General features: G+C 56.9%; 14 protein-coding genes and 2 riboswitches. Of the genes, 8 read left to right on the top strand and 6 right to left on the bottom strand.

The annotated features are described in order from the left end of the window. Positions 1 to 113: 113 nt before the first annotated feature. From gcvP to gcvT, 3 genes are all read right to left on the bottom strand, one after another. Complete coding sequence (gene gcvP / locus QZ517_RS07605; RefSeq protein WP_294224594.1) at positions 114 to 2,963, bottom strand: aminomethyl-transferring glycine dehydrogenase; 2,850 nt, start codon at positions 2,961 to 2,963, stop codon at positions 114 to 116. Positions 2,964 to 3,109: 146 nt separating this feature from the next. After that, on the bottom strand, positions 3,110 to 3,469 hold the full coding sequence (gene gcvH, locus QZ517_RS07610) for a glycine cleavage system protein GcvH (RefSeq protein ID WP_294224596.1): 360 nt from the start codon (positions 3,467 to 3,469) through the stop codon (positions 3,110 to 3,112). Between the two features lie 18 nt (positions 3,470 to 3,487). Continuing rightward, positions 3,488 to 4,612 carry a glycine cleavage system aminomethyltransferase GcvT gene (gcvT, locus tag QZ517_RS07615; RefSeq protein ID WP_294224599.1) on the bottom strand — a complete coding sequence of 375 codons (1,125 nt, stop codon included), beginning with the start codon at positions 4,610 to 4,612 and terminating at the stop codon, positions 3,488 to 3,490. A gap of 86 nt (positions 4,613 to 4,698) precedes the next feature. Next, positions 4,699 to 4,780: riboswitch (glycine riboswitch) on the bottom strand. Further along, a riboswitch (glycine riboswitch) is annotated at positions 4,781 to 4,867 on the bottom strand. It lies immediately after the preceding riboswitch. Between the two features lie 281 nt (positions 4,868 to 5,148). Here gcvT and QZ517_RS07620 point away from each other — a divergent pair. After that, a complete protein-coding gene (locus QZ517_RS07620) occupies positions 5,149 to 5,535 on the top strand; it encodes a hypothetical protein (RefSeq protein ID WP_294224601.1) in 387 nt (128 codons plus the stop codon). Between the two features lie 17 nt (positions 5,536 to 5,552). On the opposite strand, the gene QZ517_RS07625 is transcribed toward QZ517_RS07620, so the two are convergent. Next, positions 5,553 to 6,008, bottom strand: coding sequence for an Rrf2 family transcriptional regulator (locus QZ517_RS07625; RefSeq protein ID WP_294224604.1), 456 nt, complete (start codon positions 6,006 to 6,008; stop codon positions 5,553 to 5,555). 105 nt (positions 6,009 to 6,113) lie between these two features. Here QZ517_RS07625 and QZ517_RS07630 point away from each other — a divergent pair, with 105 nt between their 5' ends. The 5 genes from QZ517_RS07630 (at position 6,114) to QZ517_RS07650 (ending at position 10,998) form a co-directional block, all read left to right on the top strand. After that, positions 6,114 to 6,677, top strand: coding sequence for a gamma-glutamylcyclotransferase family protein (locus tag QZ517_RS07630; protein WP_294224607.1), 564 nt, complete (start codon positions 6,114 to 6,116; stop codon positions 6,675 to 6,677). A gap of 13 nt (positions 6,678 to 6,690) precedes the next feature. Continuing rightward, positions 6,691 to 8,085 (top strand): magnesium transporter, encoded by a 1,395-nt coding sequence (locus tag QZ517_RS07635; protein ID WP_294224611.1) that lies wholly within the window; start codon positions 6,691 to 6,693, stop codon positions 8,083 to 8,085. A gap of 173 nt (positions 8,086 to 8,258) precedes the next feature. Beyond that, complete coding sequence (locus QZ517_RS07640) at positions 8,259 to 8,687, top strand: DUF1801 domain-containing protein (RefSeq protein ID WP_294224614.1); 429 nt, start codon at positions 8,259 to 8,261, stop codon at positions 8,685 to 8,687. A gap of 62 nt (positions 8,688 to 8,749) precedes the next feature. Beyond that, complete coding sequence (gene gltX / locus QZ517_RS07645) at positions 8,750 to 10,075, top strand: glutamate--tRNA ligase (RefSeq protein WP_294224619.1); 1,326 nt, start codon at positions 8,750 to 8,752, stop codon at positions 10,073 to 10,075. Between the two features lie 227 nt (positions 10,076 to 10,302). Further along, positions 10,303 to 10,998, top strand: coding sequence for a hypothetical protein (locus QZ517_RS07650; RefSeq protein WP_294224622.1), 696 nt, complete (start codon positions 10,303 to 10,305; stop codon positions 10,996 to 10,998). 108 nt (positions 10,999 to 11,106) lie between these two features. On the opposite strand, the gene QZ517_RS07655 is transcribed toward QZ517_RS07650, so the two are convergent. Together QZ517_RS07655 and QZ517_RS07660 are read right to left on the bottom strand one after the other, a co-directional pair. Continuing rightward, positions 11,107 to 11,454 (bottom strand): RidA family protein, encoded by a 348-nt coding sequence (locus QZ517_RS07655; RefSeq protein WP_294224625.1) that lies wholly within the window; start codon positions 11,452 to 11,454, stop codon positions 11,107 to 11,109. Positions 11,455 to 11,491: 37 nt separating this feature from the next. Beyond that, on the bottom strand, positions 11,492 to 13,150 hold the full coding sequence (locus QZ517_RS07660) for an NAD+ synthase (RefSeq protein ID WP_294224628.1): 1,659 nt from the start codon (positions 13,148 to 13,150) through the stop codon (positions 11,492 to 11,494). A 214-nt stretch (positions 13,151 to 13,364) separates the two neighbouring features. Here QZ517_RS07660 and QZ517_RS07665 point away from each other — a divergent pair, with 214 nt between their 5' ends. After that, on the top strand, positions 13,365 to 14,774 hold the full coding sequence (locus QZ517_RS07665; protein ID WP_294224631.1) for a 2-isopropylmalate synthase: 1,410 nt from the start codon (positions 13,365 to 13,367) through the stop codon (positions 14,772 to 14,774). A gap of 137 nt (positions 14,775 to 14,911) precedes the next feature. Further along, a complete protein-coding gene (locus tag QZ517_RS20060) occupies positions 14,912 to 15,220 on the top strand; it encodes a DUF1496 domain-containing protein (protein ID WP_366766019.1) in 309 nt (102 codons plus the stop codon). The last annotated feature ends 229 nt before the right edge of the window (positions 15,221 to 15,449 follow it).

The following is a 15,449-nucleotide window of genomic DNA, read 5'->3' on the forward strand; positions in this document are numbered from 1 at the left end:
TCCGCAAAACAGAAAAAGCCGGGAGCAAACCCGGCTTTTTCATTCTTCAAATATCTCGGGGGTGCGCTTGCCTTGGCAAGCGAGGGGCTGGCCCCCTCACCCAAACCCGAGATTTACTCCGCTGCGTCTGCGTAATCGTCCATGGGCGGACAGATACAGACCAAGTTGCGGTCGCCATAGGCATTGTCCACTCGGTTCACTGGCGGCCAATACTTGTCCACACGGAACGCACCCGGAGGGAAGCAACCCTGTTCACGCGTGTAGGGACGATCCCAATCTTTCACGAGGTCTTCCATCGTATGCGGCGCGTGTTTCAGCGGGTTGTTCTCCGCATCAATCCGGCCTTCTTCGATGTCGCGAATTTCCTCACGAATGGACAGCATCGCATCACAGAAACGATCCAGCTCCGCCTTGTTCTCGGACTCCGTGGGCTCAACCATCAATGTACCAGCCACAGGCCAGCTCATGGTGGGCGCGTGGAAGCCGCTGTCCACCAGACGCTTGGCAATGTCATCCACGGTCACACCAGCACTGTCGGCAAACGGACGGGTGTCGATGATACACTCATGCGCCACGCGGCCGGTTGGGCCTTTGTACAAGATGTCAAACGCCCCTTCGAGCCGCTTGGCAATGTAGTTACCGTTTAAGATCGCCACACGGGTTGCCTGGGTCAGACCTTCGCCCCCCATCAGCAGCACGTAAGCCCAGCTGATCGGCAGGATCGAGGGTGAGCCAAACGGCGCCGCCGAAACCGGCCCTTCCTGACCGCCGGTTTCCGGATGGCCTGGAAGGTGTTGCGTCAGATGAGATTTCACACCAATGGGCCCCATGCCGGGGCCACCACCGCCATGCGGAATGCAGAAGGTTTTGTGCAGGTTCAAGTGGCTCACGTCACCGCCAAGATCGCCGGGACGAGACAAACCCACCATCGCGTTCAGGTTGGCACCATCAATATAGACCTGCCCCCCAAACTCGTGGGTGATGCCACAGATCTCGTGCACCGTGTCCTCAAATACACCATGTGTGGAGGGGTAGGTGATCATACAGGCTGCAAGGTTTTCGGCGTGTTTCTCAGCTTTGGCGCGGAAGTCTTCCACATCAATGTCACCGTTTTCTGCGGTTTTCACAGCAACCACTTTCCAACCCACCATCTGTGCCGACGCCGGGTTGGTGCCATGTGCACTCATCGGGATCAGACACACATTGCGATGGCCTTCGCCTTGTGATCGGTGATAGGCCGCGATGGTCAACAGACCGGCGTATTCACCCTGTGCACCGGAGTTGGACTGCATGGAAATCGCATCATACCCGGTGATCTGGCACAGCTTGTCGCTCAGATCGTCGATCATGTGTGTGTAGCCTGCAACCTGATCTTTGGGTGCAAACGGGTGCATGTTGGAGAACTCTTCCCAGCTCACTGGCATCATCTCAACAGCCGCGTTGAGTTTCATGGTGCAGGAGCCCAGCGGGATCATCGCGCGGTCCAGCGCAAGATCGCGATCCGCCAGACGACGCATATAGCGCATCATCTCGGTTTCTGCCCGGTTCATGTGGAAAATTGGGTGATCCAGATAGCTGGTTTCACGCAGCAGTTTTTCCGGCAAGCGGTACTCTGGAGTATAATCTTCGTCTTCCTGCACAATGCCAAAGGCACGCCAGACCGCTTCGATGGTCTGCGACCGTGCAGTCTCATCCAGCGAAATGCCAACCTTGGTTTTGCCAACCTTGCGCAGGTTGATGCCTTCTTGCACCGCGTGCTGCAGAACACCGCGCTGCAACAGACCTACGTCGACAGTGATGGTGTCAAAGAACACACCCGGATCCACCGTAAAGCCGGCATCTTCCAGACCTTTTGCCAGACGGGCGGTCTTGCGGTGGATACGCTGTGCAATCGCCTGCAATCCTTGCGGTCCGTGGAACACGGCATACATCGATGCCATCACCGCCAGCAGCGCCTGTGCAGTACAAACGTTGGAGTTGGCTTTCTCACGACGGATGTGCTGTTCGCGGGTTTGCAGTGACAGGCGATACGCACGGTTGCCCTGCGCATCAATTGACACACCAATAATCCGACCCGGCATCGAACGTTTGTAGGCGTCTTTACAGCTCATATAGGCCGCGTGTGGACCACCGTAACCAACCGGCACGCCAAAGCGCTGCGTGCTGCCCACGGCAATATCTGCGCCCATCGCGCCCGGCTCTTTCAAAAGCGTCAGCGCCAGCGGATCTGCCACCACAACACCAATCGCTTTGTTGGCGTGCAGCGCTTCGATTTCAGCAGTGAAATCACGGACATGACCATGGGTGCCGGGGTATTGGAAGATCGCGCCAAAGACTTTGTCGGCCTCAAGATCATCCGGATTGCCGACAATCACTTCAATGCCCAGCGGCGCGGCGCGGGTTTTCATCACGCCGATGTTCTGGGGATGACAGTTTTCATCCACAAAGAAGGCTTTGACTTTCGACTTAGAAACACGCTGCGCCATGGTCATCGCTTCGGCACAGGCGGTGGATTCATCCAGCAACGAGGCGTTGGCCACTTCCAGACCCGTCAGATCGCTGACCATAGTCTGATAGTTCAACAACGCCTCAAGACGGCCTTGCGAAATCTCCGGCTGATACGGCGTATACGCCGTGTACCAGGCTGGGTTTTCCAGAATGTTACGCTGGATGGCTGGTGGCGTCACCGTGCCATAGTAGCCCTGCCCAATCAGGCTGGTCAGCACGTCGTTTTTTTCAGCAATTTCCCGCATGTGACGCAGCACTTCGCGCTCCGACATCGGGCGGCCAAATTCCAAAGGCGCTTTCTGGCGGATGCTCTCCGGCATCGTGTCCTCGACCAGCGCGTCAAGGCTGTCAGCACCAATCACCTCAAGCATCGCGTCCATCTCTTCAGGAGACGGGCCGATGTGACGGCGGTTGGCAAAATCATAAGGTAGATAGTCGGTGGGTTTGAAGGTCATCTTCATCTCCTCAACAATCCGCGGCAACAGGTGCGGCGAAGAAAAAGTCAGACTGCGGTCCAGCCAGAAAAGCCGACCCAATCATGTTTCCTGAAGATCATAGGGAACGCGGATCGGCATCATCCGATCCGCACGCGCATCAGCGCTTACCCAATGAAGTCTTTGTAGGCGTTTTCGTCCATGTAGTCGTCCATTTGAGACAGATCAGATGGCTTGATCTTGAAGAACCAAGCGCCCTCCATTGGATCATCATTGACCTTGCCCGGTTCATCGACCAGTGGCGAGTTCACTTCAACAATCTCACCATCCAATGGTGCCAGAACGTCAGACGCGGCTTTCACGGATTCAATCACACAGACTTCTTCGTCTTTGGTGACTTCGGTGCCCGCTTCTGGCAGCTCAATAAACACTACGTCACCCAATTGCTCGCTGGCGTGTTCGGTGATGCCTACCACCACAACGTCGCCTTCAACCCGCAGCCATTCGTGCTCTTCGGTAAATTTCATTGCTTGCTCTCCTGTTGCTCAACGCTTGAAATTGGCAGGTACCAACGGCATCTTCGCCACGGTCACCGGCATGCGTTTGCCACGCACTTCACCAAAAATTTCTGTTCCGACAACGGCTTGCGCCTTGCCAACGTACCCCATAGCCACCGGACCTTCATAGGTCGGACCAAAGCCGCCCGAGGTCACTTCACCAATGGGTTCACCACCTTCAGCCGCCGCAAACAACTGCGTGCCGGCTCGCATTGGCGCGCGACCAGTCGGGGCCAAGCCCACACGCTTGCGCGCCACACCTTCTGCCAGATCGCCAAAAATACGGTCCGCACCGGGGAAACCACCTGCGCGGTCGCCATCAGCGCGGCGCACTTTCTGGATCGCCCAGGTCAGTGCCGCTTCAATTGGGGAAGTATCGGTGCTGATGTCATTGCCATACAGGCAAAGTCCGCCTTCCAAACGCAGGCTATCGCGTGCGCCAAGGCCAATGCCTTCTACCTCTTCCATCTCCAACAGCTTGCGACAAATCCCTGCCGCATCTGCTTCGGGTATGGAAATCTCATATCCATCTTCACCAGTGTAGCCCGAACGACTGACCCAACAGGCCACACCATCCAGTTCAACTTCGGTGAAGTCCATAAACGCCATATCAGCTACAGAGGGATTGAGCCGCGCCAGCGCCGTCTCAGCCGCCGGACCTTGCAGCGCCACCAAAGCGCGATCCGTGATCTCTTCCACCGTAACATCCGGCGTCAATGCCGCGACCATGCGCGCGATGTCGGCTTCTTTGCAGGCCGCGTTCACAACCACAAACAGGTGATCGCCACGGTTGGCAAACATCAAATCGTCTTCGATCCCGCCTGCGTCATTGGTGAAAAACCCGTACCGCTGACGCGCAACGCCAAGGCCCATCACATCCTGCGGCACCAGCGCTTCAAACGCTTTGGCCGCCGCCTCATAGCTTTCGGCCCGCAAGGCAACCTGCCCCATGTGACTTACGTCAAACAGACCAGCTGCCGCACGACAGTGCAGGTGTTCTTTCATAACGCCAAGCGGGTACTGAACGGGCATATCATAGCCCGCAAAACCAACCATTTTGGCACCAAGCTCAACATGCAGATCATAAAGCGGTGTACGCTTCAACTCTCCCATAGACTTCGCCCTTCTCCTTCCGGGCGTGTCCATGTTCTGGAGGTCACATCCGGCATCCCATTTTCGCGCAACTCTTCTGCGCGTGCGATGCCCCCTCTGTCCGATTGCCTGAGATCGTTATCCCTTCGGCGGGTGTCCTGACGAACACCACTCTCCAGAGTGTGTTTCCTTAGGTGGTCGGTCCCTGTGGCCTGAGAGTTTCCGGGGCGGTTGCTCCTTCGGCACTGGATCGTCCAGTTCTCCCGATTCACCTTGGTGTGCACCGTAGTATGCAGAACAATCTCTGACAAGCCTCTATGTTGCGCCGAGTTATTGCGCGATAAGTGATGCTTATCACGCTATACTTCCGCCCCCGACAACCATTGGCAAATCAACAAAGGGCCAAACTGTCCCGCATTGCCACCATGGGGCTGCTACGCATCTTCAGCCATACTTATGATCAGACCGCTTTCCCCAGAAATCTCCGATAGCCCAACTGCATTGGCTTCCCCCAATTTTCCTCTTAGGAAGATGCCATCACAATAGGAACACAACCGATGCTTGCGCTTGCCCTGATAATTTTTGTTGGCCCTCTCATCGGCGGTCTCCTGTCCTTTGCCGCCGGTGTACAGCTCTGGCGTGGCCGGAAAGTTGAGGGACCAATTGTGGTTCTACTGACAAGCCTCTTGGCCTTTTTAGCTCTTTGGGAATTGCGCTATGATCTGGGCTTCAACCTGCCGGATCTCACCTTCCTGCCGTCTGGGGCAGACCTCGAACGCACACTGGTCGTACTGGCGGCGGCAATTCTTGCAACGTTATTTTTTGGCGCACTGCGATGGCCCTCTCGATTGAAGGGACGTTGGATGGCCTTTGTCGCAATAGCTTTCTGGGCCTTAATTATCGCAGCCGGTTTTGTTCTCGCGGGCATCGACTTCCGCCACTAAACCGGGCGGTAACCGCTTCAGCCAGCGGTCGCCCCACAGGGTTCGGGCGCCAAAATGCCCAACAACGCGGTGTTGCCACACACCAGTGCGTCCAGAGTCACCCTATCCAACCGCGCATAAAACGCCTCCGCGGCTTCACTCAACGCATCCTTTAGACGACAGGCCCCCACCAGTGGGCAGGAATTGTCCACATCGGCAAAACACTCTGCCAACGGCACCGACGCTTCCATGGCGCGAAAAATCTCGCCAATTTCAATGTCTTTTGGCTCCCGTGCCAACTCCAACCCACCGTTACGCCCACGTTGCGTGCTCAAAACACCCATTAGCGCCAACTGATGAATGACCTGCGCCAGATGGTTTTCCGACGCATTACACACGCCGGCAATCTCGTGCTTGGTCACCAAGCGGCCACGATGCGCTGTGCAAAACATCAGCACACGAATGGCGATGTTCGTCCGTTTGGTAATCCGCATGGTCTTCCTCTCAGTCCGTCCCAACGGTCAGATGGGTGGCCGCCTTGTGCCAGAGCGGCCAACGCATAGCATTGACATGGATCAACACCCGTGTAGGGAGGAAGCATGACCACCTCTTACTTCTTTGGCTATGGCAGCCTCGTGAACCACAGCACGCATTCGTATGAGAATGCACACCCGGCCCGCCTGAACGGCTGGCGGCGTCAATGGTGTCATACCAGCTTGCGACCCATCGCTTTCCTGACCGCGGTTCCTGACAATTCCTGCGTCATTGACGGCCTCATCGCCCATGTTCCCGGCGATGATTGGGACGCATTGGATGCCCGCGAATTTGCCTACACCCGCGTGCTCAGCACTGCCAATGTCACCCATCCGATCACCGATCCCATTGAAATCGCCGTCTACACCATGCGCCGCGACATCGGTGTTTCCGCCGAAACGCGCCTTCCAATCCTGCTCAGCTATCTGGACGTGGTTGTGCAAGGCTATTTGCAACAGTTCGGCGAACAAGGCGTGGCGGATTTTTTCGCCACCACAACAGGTTGGGATGCCCCGATCCTGCATGACCGTGCGGATCCGCAATACCCTCGCCACCGCGTACTGACCAAAGACGAAACCGCTCTGGTGGATCAGCACCTCACCACTCTGGACGCAAAATTCACCAGCTAAAAGGCCCGCTGCCATGCCCTCTTTGATCTGGCACGACGACCACACAGAGGACGGCAAACAGGCCAACCGCAAGCTGCTAAAACAGCTCGATCACTGGATCGCAGCTGATGCAAAAGCGGCCTTGCTCGAAGCCCTCCAAGACTGGCCCGCAGCTGACACAATGGCTGCGCTCACCCACTTACGCCCTGCCCACGCACGGGTGATGTTTGACTGGATCCCAGACGCTCTGGGCCTCAAGGTTATGGCCGAACTTGATCCAGACCTGCGCGCGGTGTTGTTCTCAGAAACTGCATTCACTACCTTCTCCAACATCATCGCCATGATGGACGTGGACGAAGCGGTCGACACCCTTCTCGAGCTGCCGCGCAGCTTTGCCGCACAACTGGTTGCTGCCCACCCTGAGGCCGAGACAATCGCCACTGTGCTGCAAGCCCGTGACGACAGTGCCGCCACCGTCATGCGCCTAAGTGTCTTGATGGCCCCAGCCGATTGGACCGTTGCACAGCTGACCCAAGACATTCGCGCCCGCAGCCAAAACCTGGGCAAAATCGACATGATGTTTGTGGTGGACGCCACCCGCAAACCGCTTGGTTTTCTACGCTTCCGAGAAGTGCTCGCCGCCTCCGACGCGATAATCCTACGCGACATCCTGCACCCAGAACTGCTTTTGGTCAGCGCCGATTGGGACCGCGAAGACGTGTTGTCCATGGCCCGCGCCAAAAACCTGCATGCCATCGGCGTGGTCGACACGTCTGGTAAGTTGGTTGGCGGCATTTCCCCGCGAGAGCTTGGCGAAATTACCCGCGAAGAGGCCGAAGAAGACATGTTGCGCATGGGCTCGGTCTCGCCCGCCACCACACAATTTGACAGCCCTTTCACCATCCTGCGCCGCCGCCTGCCTTGGCTATTGGGCGGCCTTGGTGGCGCTGGCTTTGCTGCAGGTGTGATTGGCTCCTTTGAGGACGCGCTGGCGCAAGCCGCCGTACTTGCCAGCTTTATTCCCGTGGTCATGGCCACCGCAGGCAACGCTGGCATTCAGGCCTCCACCGTCTCGGTACAGTCGCTCACTTCCGGCGTGAACTGGCGCGGCGACTTTGGTGGACGTATTCTGCGCGAGCTTTTTGGCGCAATGCTCAATGGCCTCTCCATTGGCAGTATCACAGCCCTCATGGTCCTGCTGGTCAGCCAAGTCATCCCGCTACACGCCCCGGTCTATTTGGCCCTCACAGCGCTTTTTGCTCTCACATTGGTGACCACCATCGCCGGCACAATTGGCGCGGTAATTCCGTTTGTTTTAAAGTCCTTACGACTCGACCCTGCCGTGGCAACAGGCATCTTCATCACCACCACCAACGATGTGTTTGGCGTGCTGATCTTCTTCCTCGTTGCCTCCGTGCTTTATCTTTGACGGACACAGCTCTGCGCGCACTGGTCAATGACAAAACGGTCCAAACGCGCGCCTCATCACACCGCTGCCCGGCTCACTCTAAGCTGAAGCGACACTCGATATCTGATATGTACGGCTTACAGTCCTGCATCAGATCGTCACGCTGATCTTCGCCTCTTTCGCTGGAACCCTACATGAGCACCAACAAAACTGCCCCAACAGATATCGCCCCACGCGACTTCCTACAAACCGTAACCCCTGCCCGCCGCCAATCCGACGCAACCGCCTTGCTCGACTTGTTTGAAAGCGTCTCCGGCTATCCCCCTGTCATGTGGGGACCGTCAATCATTGGCTTTGGCCAATACCACTTCCGCTACGACAGCGGCCGCGAAGGCACATTCCTCGCCACAGGGTTTAGCCCGCGCAAAGCCAATCTCGTGCTCTACATCATGCCCGGTTATCAAGACTACAGCGCCATCCTCTCCCGCCTCGGCAAACACAAGCTTGGCAAATCCTGCCTCTATGTCAACAAACTCGCAGACATCGACTTGACTGTGCTCGAAGAGCTCATCCAAACCGGCCTGACTGACCTCAATGCCAAATGGCCGGTTCACGCAAGCTAAGCGCCACATTTCTGGACAAATCGCCCAAGGTATGGAATTGGGACACGCAACAGGAGATTCCCATGACGACCACCCGTTTTGCCCCTTCGCCCACTGGCTACATCCACGTTGGCAACCTGCGCACCGCGCTGATGAACTATCTGATCGCCCGCAAGGCTGGCGGCACCTTTGTGCTGCGCATTGACGACACCGATCCAGAGCGCAGCAAACAGGAATATGTCGCCGCCATTCAACAGGATCTCGAATGGCTTGGCCTGACCTGGGACCGCATCGAGACCCAGTCCTCACGTCTGGAGCGTTATGAAGACGCAGCGCAGAAACTGCGCGACATGGGCCGGTTTTATGAGTGCTTTGAGACCCCAACCGAGCTGGACCTGAAGCGTAAGAAACAGCTCAACATGGGCAAACCACCGGTTTACGACCGCGCGGGTCTGAACCTGTCGGATGATGAGAAAGCCAAACTGCGCGAAGAGCGCGGCAACGGCCACTGGCGCTTTAAGCTGGATCAAGAGCGCATCGAATGGACCGACGGAATATTGGGCAACCGCTCGATTGACGCGGCCTCTGTATCTGACCCGGTGCTGATCCGCGCCGATGGCCAGTTCCTCTACACGCTGGCCTCTGTGTGCGACGACATCGACTACGGCATCACCGATGTGGTGCGCGGCTCTGACCATGTCACCAACACCGCCACGCAAATTCAGATCATCGAAGCCCTTGGCGGCGCGGTGCCAAACTTTGCGCACCACTCGCTGCTGACCGGCCCACAGGGCGAAGCGCTCTCCAAACGCCTCGGCACCCTGGCCCTGCGCGACCTGCGCGAAGCCGGTGTGCAGCCAATGGCGCTCTTAAGCCTGATGGCCCGTCTGGGCAGCTCCGACCCAATGGAACTGCGCGCCAACCTCGAAGAGATTGCCGAAGGGTTCGACATCACCAAATTTGGCGCCGCGCCGACAAAATTCGACGTCGAAGACCTCTACCCGCTCACCGCCAAAGTGCTGCACGAAAAGCCACTCGCAGACGTGGCAGACGCCATCGCCGCTGTCGGCGTGCCTGCCGACAAAGCAGAGCGTTTCTGGAACGTCACCCGTGACAACATCACCACGCTCAACGATCTGGGCAAATGGTGGGACCTTTACACCAATGGTGCTGAGCCGGAGATCGACGACGAGGACAAAGAGTTCATCGCCGAGGCCATGAAGCTCCTGCCCGAAGGCCCGTTTGACGACGACACATGGTCCACCTGGACGGCTGCGGTGAAAGAAGCCACCGGTCGCAAAGGCCGCGGCCTCTTCATGCCGCTGCGCAAAGCCCTCACAGGTCAGAAAAACGGCCCCGACATGGCCTCGCTGATGCCGCTGCTGCAGGTCATCAAAGCCCGCGGCTAGGTCGCCAACAGAAAACGGCGCGTGCCAAAACGGGACGCGCCGCTATTTTTAGAGCACGACAACAAGGCACCCTGAGAACACACGGTAGCATTGCGGGACAATGCGTCCGTTTCCCGATGCTCCCTGAATGTCCGATTGCGGTACACACGCGGCAGTCAGCGGCAGCGTTGACGACACAACTATGGGTGTTAGAAACGCTTAGATTGGAAAAATCGCGAGACCGCCTAATGACGAAATCTGTTTCCGAAACGCTCAAACGGCTCGATGAGCAACTGCGAGAGCGCTACGATCCACTCGGCTCGGTTGAAGGTGAAAATGGTGCGTATGAAACCGGACATGTGCCCCACGTCGCTCGCTACGCATACCTTTGCACACGTTATGCCGGCTTGGATGACATCGGAATACGCGACGCTGAAAATGAAGCCGAGCGGTACATACCCGAGACGTATAAAGACCTTCTTCGCCACATGAATGGAGCAAGGGTTCTAGGCGTCTCGTTGCTCGGCGGGATTGGTGGATCAGTCGATAGATCAGGGGTTGGGATCGGGCAACCAATAAGCATTAGGTATCAGAATGCGGTTGAACGTCCCGACTATATCCCGGAAGGGCATCTGGGTTTTGGCGCAATCAATGGCGAGTGGTCGTCTCAAGGGCATCTTTATCTGGCTTCGACCGGCGAGGTGGAGTTGTACAACGCTAGGCTCGACATGATCGGAGCACGTTGGACTTCACTTTTGGATTTTTTGGAGGATGAAATTCCTCGACGCTTTTCGAATTACGATGAGGAAGGGCGTGAAATCGAAAAATCAAAACGCCTACCGGGCGATACGGAAAACTGGGAACGCCTTGCTCAAGAAGCAAAAGAAGAAGGAGCAAGTGACGGCCTACTAAAACGCACGCTCAGAAGGCTTCACCGCAAATAAGCAGACTTTCGTCGCTTCACAACATTTTGGAGGTATGGGCTCTAATCAGCTGTCCGCCGCTGGACACGATTTGTTAGAAAATCGTTCCCCATACCCATCAACGCCCCCTCAGCCCGCTTTCACAGCCGCCGTTACAATCACCTCAACCTTCAGCACATCGCGCGCCAGCTTCGCCTCGCCACAGGCCCGCGCAGGCGCGTGGCCTTCCGGCACCCAGTCATCCCAAACCGCATTCATCTCGGCAAAATCGGCCATATCAGACAGCCACACGATGGATTGCAGGATATGCTCACGATCCGACCCTGCCTCTTCCAGCAAAGTATCCACGCGAGACAGGCAATCCCGAGTCTGCTCCGCAACCGTGTCCCCCGCACCAACTTGGCCACACAGGTACGCCACCTGATTGTGGATGACGATTTTGGACATCCGTGTGCCCGTGTGTTTGCGCTCAATCATGTTCAAGCCCCTGATAATTCTACGTTAGTGCTGCCGCTCAGCTTGGATCGCGGAATCGGTTCACAATTGGATAGCGCCGATCCAGCCAAAACGCCTTTTTGCTCAACCGCGCCCCCGGCGCCGACTGAAAGCGTTTGTATTCGCTGATATACACCAGATGCTCCACGCGCTTCACCGTCTCCCGATCATAGCCAGCGGCAACACAGTCCGCGACAGACTTATCCTCATCCACCAACATGAACAGGATCGCATCCAGCACATCATACGGCGGCAGGCTGTCCTCATCTTTCTGATCCGGGCGCAGCTCGGCGGAGGGCGGCTTGTCGATGATATTCACCGGGATGACTTCGCTCTCCGGCCCATTCATCCAGTCGCGATGCACGTTGTTGCGCCAGCGCGAGGTCTCAAACACGCGGGTTTTGTACATATCTTTGATGGGGTTATACCCGCCCGCCATGTCGCCATAGATCGTGGCATAGCCCACCGCGACCTCGGATTTATTACCTGTGGTCAGCAGCATCTCGCCAAACTTGTTGGACAGCGCCATCAACAGCAGCCCGCGCAGGCGGCTCTGAATGTTCTCCTCGGTCAGTCCCGGCTCAGTACCCTCAAACAACGGCGCCAGCGTGTTGGTGATCGCGGCACGGCCTTCGGCAATTGGCACATAATCGTAATGAACACCCAACCGCTTCGCGATGTCCTCAGCGTCATCCAGCGACTCCTGCGAGGTATATTCAGACGGCAACATCACACAACGCACGTTTTCCGGCCCCAGCGCATCGACCGCAATCGTCGCCACCAACGCGCTATCAATGCCACCAGACAGCCCCAGCAACACCTTCTTAAACCCGGTCTTGCCCATATAGTCGCGCAGCGCTTCGACACAGACGCGATAGTCCTGCTCTTCCCCCGCAGGCAGCAGCGCCTTTGGGCCATCTTTACAGCGCCAACCAGCCGCGGTGCGCTCAAACTCCACATGCGCCACGGCCTCATCAAACACCGGCAATTGCATCGCCAACTGCCCACCGGGGTTCAGCACAAAAGAGCCGCCATCAAACACCTGATCGTCCTGACCACCCACCATGTTGAGATACACCAGCGGCAGTTCGGTCTCGATCACCCGCGCCACCATATGGTTCATGCGGCGATCAAACTTGTCGCGAAAATACGGCGAGCCATTGGGCACCACGAGGATCTCCGCACCGGTCTCCTCCATGGTCTCCGGCACATCCTCAAACCAGGCATCTTCACAGATTGGCGAGCCAACCCGCACCCCGTTCACATCATACGGCCCCCCCATCGGCCCATGCGCAAACAGACGCTCTTCGTCAAACACCGTGTAATTTGGTAAATGGTGCTTCAGCTGCGTGTGCGCAATCTTGCCGCCCTTCAGGATGAAATACGCGTTGTACAGCGCGCCGTCCCGCACCAGCGGACCACCCACGGCCACAACCGGCCCATCCGCGCAATCCACCGCCAGTTGCTCAATCTCTGCCAACGCCGCTGCCTGTAAGGCCGGCTTCAACACCAAGTCCTGCGCGTTGTAGCCCACAATGAACATCTCTGGGAAAGCGGCCATATCGGAACCCGCCGCCTTGGCCTCGGCCCAGACCTCACGCACCTTGTTGGCGTTGCCCGCCAGATCCCCCATCACCGGATTGGCCTGCACCAGTGTCAAACGGAATGTATCAGCCATCAAATCTCTTCCCGCACCGCGTTACTTGCGCAAAGATGTAGCAGACACAGCGCCAAGGAAAAGCGCAAACCACTACCCCCAAGCCGTTCAAACCCGCCAAAACAGGTCAAACGTGCAAAACCGTTTGCTCCAAAGAAACCCTTGCCCTAAAATCAAACAAAACACCGCAAGGTGATGGGGATGCTCCGATGGGGCAACAGTGGGACTAGAAATTATGAGCAGAACTCAGGCACTTACCTTAGCCATCCTGTTGGCAGGCACATCCGCCTTCGCACAGGACAGCCAGGTTCTGACCAAACAATATGACGATGGCGGTGTCTATGAGGGCACCTTCAAGAACGGGCTGCAGCACGGCACCGGCATCTACCGCCTGCCCAACGGCTACGAATACGAAGGCGCCTGGGTCGATGGCGAGATTGTCGGCGACGGCATGGCCCGCTTCCCCAACGGCTCGGTTTATGTGGGCAATTTTGCCAAAGGCAAACCCCATGGCTTTGGCAAAATCACTTTCACTGACGGCGGCACCTATGAGGGCGATTGGGCAGACGGCAAAATCACCGGCACCGGCGTGGCGACTTACGCCAACGGCGTGCGTTACGAGGGCAGCTTCCAAAACGCCAACCACCACGGCAAAGGTGTGATGATCAGCCCGGCAGGCTACCGCTACGAAGGCGACTGGCTCAATGGGATCAAAGAAGGCCTCGGCAAGATCACCTACGCCGACGGCACCATCTATGACGGTGAAATCAAAGCTGGCGAACGTGCTGGACAAGGCCGACTAACCATGCCTGGTGGCTTGATCTACCAAGGCACCTGGGCGGCTGGCCAAATCGAAGGTGACGGCACCCTCACCCAACCCAATGGCGACATCTACGTTGGTCAGTTGGTGGGCGGGCAACGTCAGGGCACAGGCATGGTGACATACGCCAACGGCGACACCTATGAGGGCAACTTCCAAGCCGATCAACGCCACGGTGAAGGCACCTTCAAAGGCAGCGATGGCTACGTCTATGTCGGCACTTGGGTCAATGGTGACATCGCAGGCAACGGCCAGGTCACCTATGCCGACGGCTCCGTCTATGTTGGGCAATTTGCCGACGGGCTTGCCGATGGCCAAGGCAAAATCACCTACACCGACGGCACCACTTATGAAGGTGACTGGCAAGCAGGCGTCAACGAAGGTGTGGGCAAAGCAATCTACGCCAATGGCTTGGTCTATGAAGGTGATTTCAAAAACGCCAAAAACCACGGTCGCGGCGTGATGACATATGCAGACGGCTATCGCTACGAAGGCGAATGGCAAGACGGCCAGCGCCACGGCATGGGCGTCGCGACTTACGCAGACGGCACCACCTACACCGGCCAATTCTCGTTGGGTCAGCGCAACGGTATCGGCGAAATTGTCATGCCCGACGGTTTCAAATACGCGGGCGAATGGAAAAGTGGTGAGATCGACGGCGTTGGCGTAGCCACCTATGCCAATGGCGACATTTATGAGGGCACCTTCAAAGGAGGCCAACGTCAGGGCGAAGGCACCATGAAATATGCCTCCGGCGAAGAGCGCAAAGGCAACTGGGCCAACGGCACCTTGTCCGAAGCCGCCCCTGCCCAAAACGACGGGTAATGGAGCGTTGACCCTTGGTAATTCACATAGGAACTAAATGGCGTAACGTTTGTCTTTGAAGGAATTGCAGCTTAATCGATGCAATTCGCCCGGAGTTGTGATACCCTAGGGTTGTTTTAGGGTTAGAGGGTATCAGTATGAATAGGATTAATTTCGCTTTTGCATCGTCACTCTGTCTTGTGTCTTTCGCGTCCGCAGAAAGCTCTGACAAACACCTCGCAGCAGCCTGTTGGTACGAAGACATGAAGTACTCGGAAGGTGCTGAATTCGTAGATGGAGCTGTTTGGCTCAAATGTGTTGGGCAAAACAACTGGACAGTTATGAAGGATTATTGCGTGAGCGGAGGAAAAACTTACTCTCAGTGCGCCGTCATTCCTGTTACTAACGGAAACTACTTCTGCAAAGGTGGGAAATGGGAATGGGGAAACGGTTCAGGAAACTGTTGAATCCGCGTGCACTGCACGACCATAATTTCTAGCTAGCTAAAAGCCGCGGTCTCTGGTGCGGCTTTTCTGTTTCTTAAGTCGGAAGCAAACTTCGAGGCACTTCATTCCCCAACACAAATCCAAAACTTTTGCCCTTTTCATTTGCCAAACGGCATGTATAAATCTGCGTCATGACCATGAGAGCCCATATCGCAACAGACGCGCGCCTTCCGGCGCCCTTTGCGCGTGG

Origin of the sequence: uncultured Shimia sp. (assembly GCF_913054185.1) — a bacterium.
Lineage (GTDB): Bacteria > Pseudomonadota > Alphaproteobacteria > Rhodobacterales > Rhodobacteraceae > Shimia.

Excerpts from the sequence above, each read along its gene's own strand:
- gcvP (WP_294224594.1), bottom strand. The coding sequence starts at position 2,963 with ATGACCTTCAAACCCACCGACTATCTACCTTATGATTTTGCCAACCGC.
- gcvH (WP_294224596.1), bottom strand. The coding sequence starts at position 3,469 with ATGAAATTTACCGAAGAGCACGAATGGCTGCGGGTTGAAGGCGACGTT.
- gcvT (WP_294224599.1), bottom strand. The coding sequence starts at position 4,612 with ATGGGAGAGTTGAAGCGTACACCGCTTTATGATCTGCATGTTGAGCTT.
- QZ517_RS07620 (WP_294224601.1), top strand. The coding sequence starts at position 5,149 with ATGCTTGCGCTTGCCCTGATAATTTTTGTTGGCCCTCTCATCGGCGGT.
- QZ517_RS07625 (WP_294224604.1), bottom strand. The coding sequence starts at position 6,008 with ATGCGGATTACCAAACGGACGAACATCGCCATTCGTGTGCTGATGTTT.
- QZ517_RS07630 (WP_294224607.1), top strand. The coding sequence starts at position 6,114 with ATGACCACCTCTTACTTCTTTGGCTATGGCAGCCTCGTGAACCACAGC.
- QZ517_RS07635 (WP_294224611.1), top strand. The coding sequence starts at position 6,691 with ATGCCCTCTTTGATCTGGCACGACGACCACACAGAGGACGGCAAACAG.
- QZ517_RS07640 (WP_294224614.1), top strand. The coding sequence starts at position 8,259 with ATGAGCACCAACAAAACTGCCCCAACAGATATCGCCCCACGCGACTTC.
- gltX (WP_294224619.1), top strand. The coding sequence starts at position 8,750 with ATGACGACCACCCGTTTTGCCCCTTCGCCCACTGGCTACATCCACGTT.
- QZ517_RS07650 (WP_294224622.1), top strand. The coding sequence starts at position 10,303 with ATGACGAAATCTGTTTCCGAAACGCTCAAACGGCTCGATGAGCAACTG.
- QZ517_RS07655 (WP_294224625.1), bottom strand. The coding sequence starts at position 11,454 with ATGATTGAGCGCAAACACACGGGCACACGGATGTCCAAAATCGTCATC.
- QZ517_RS07660 (WP_294224628.1), bottom strand. The coding sequence starts at position 13,150 with ATGGCTGATACATTCCGTTTGACACTGGTGCAGGCCAATCCGGTGATG.
- QZ517_RS07665 (WP_294224631.1), top strand. The coding sequence starts at position 13,365 with ATGAGCAGAACTCAGGCACTTACCTTAGCCATCCTGTTGGCAGGCACA.
- QZ517_RS20060 (WP_366766019.1), top strand. The coding sequence starts at position 14,912 with ATGAATAGGATTAATTTCGCTTTTGCATCGTCACTCTGTCTTGTGTCT.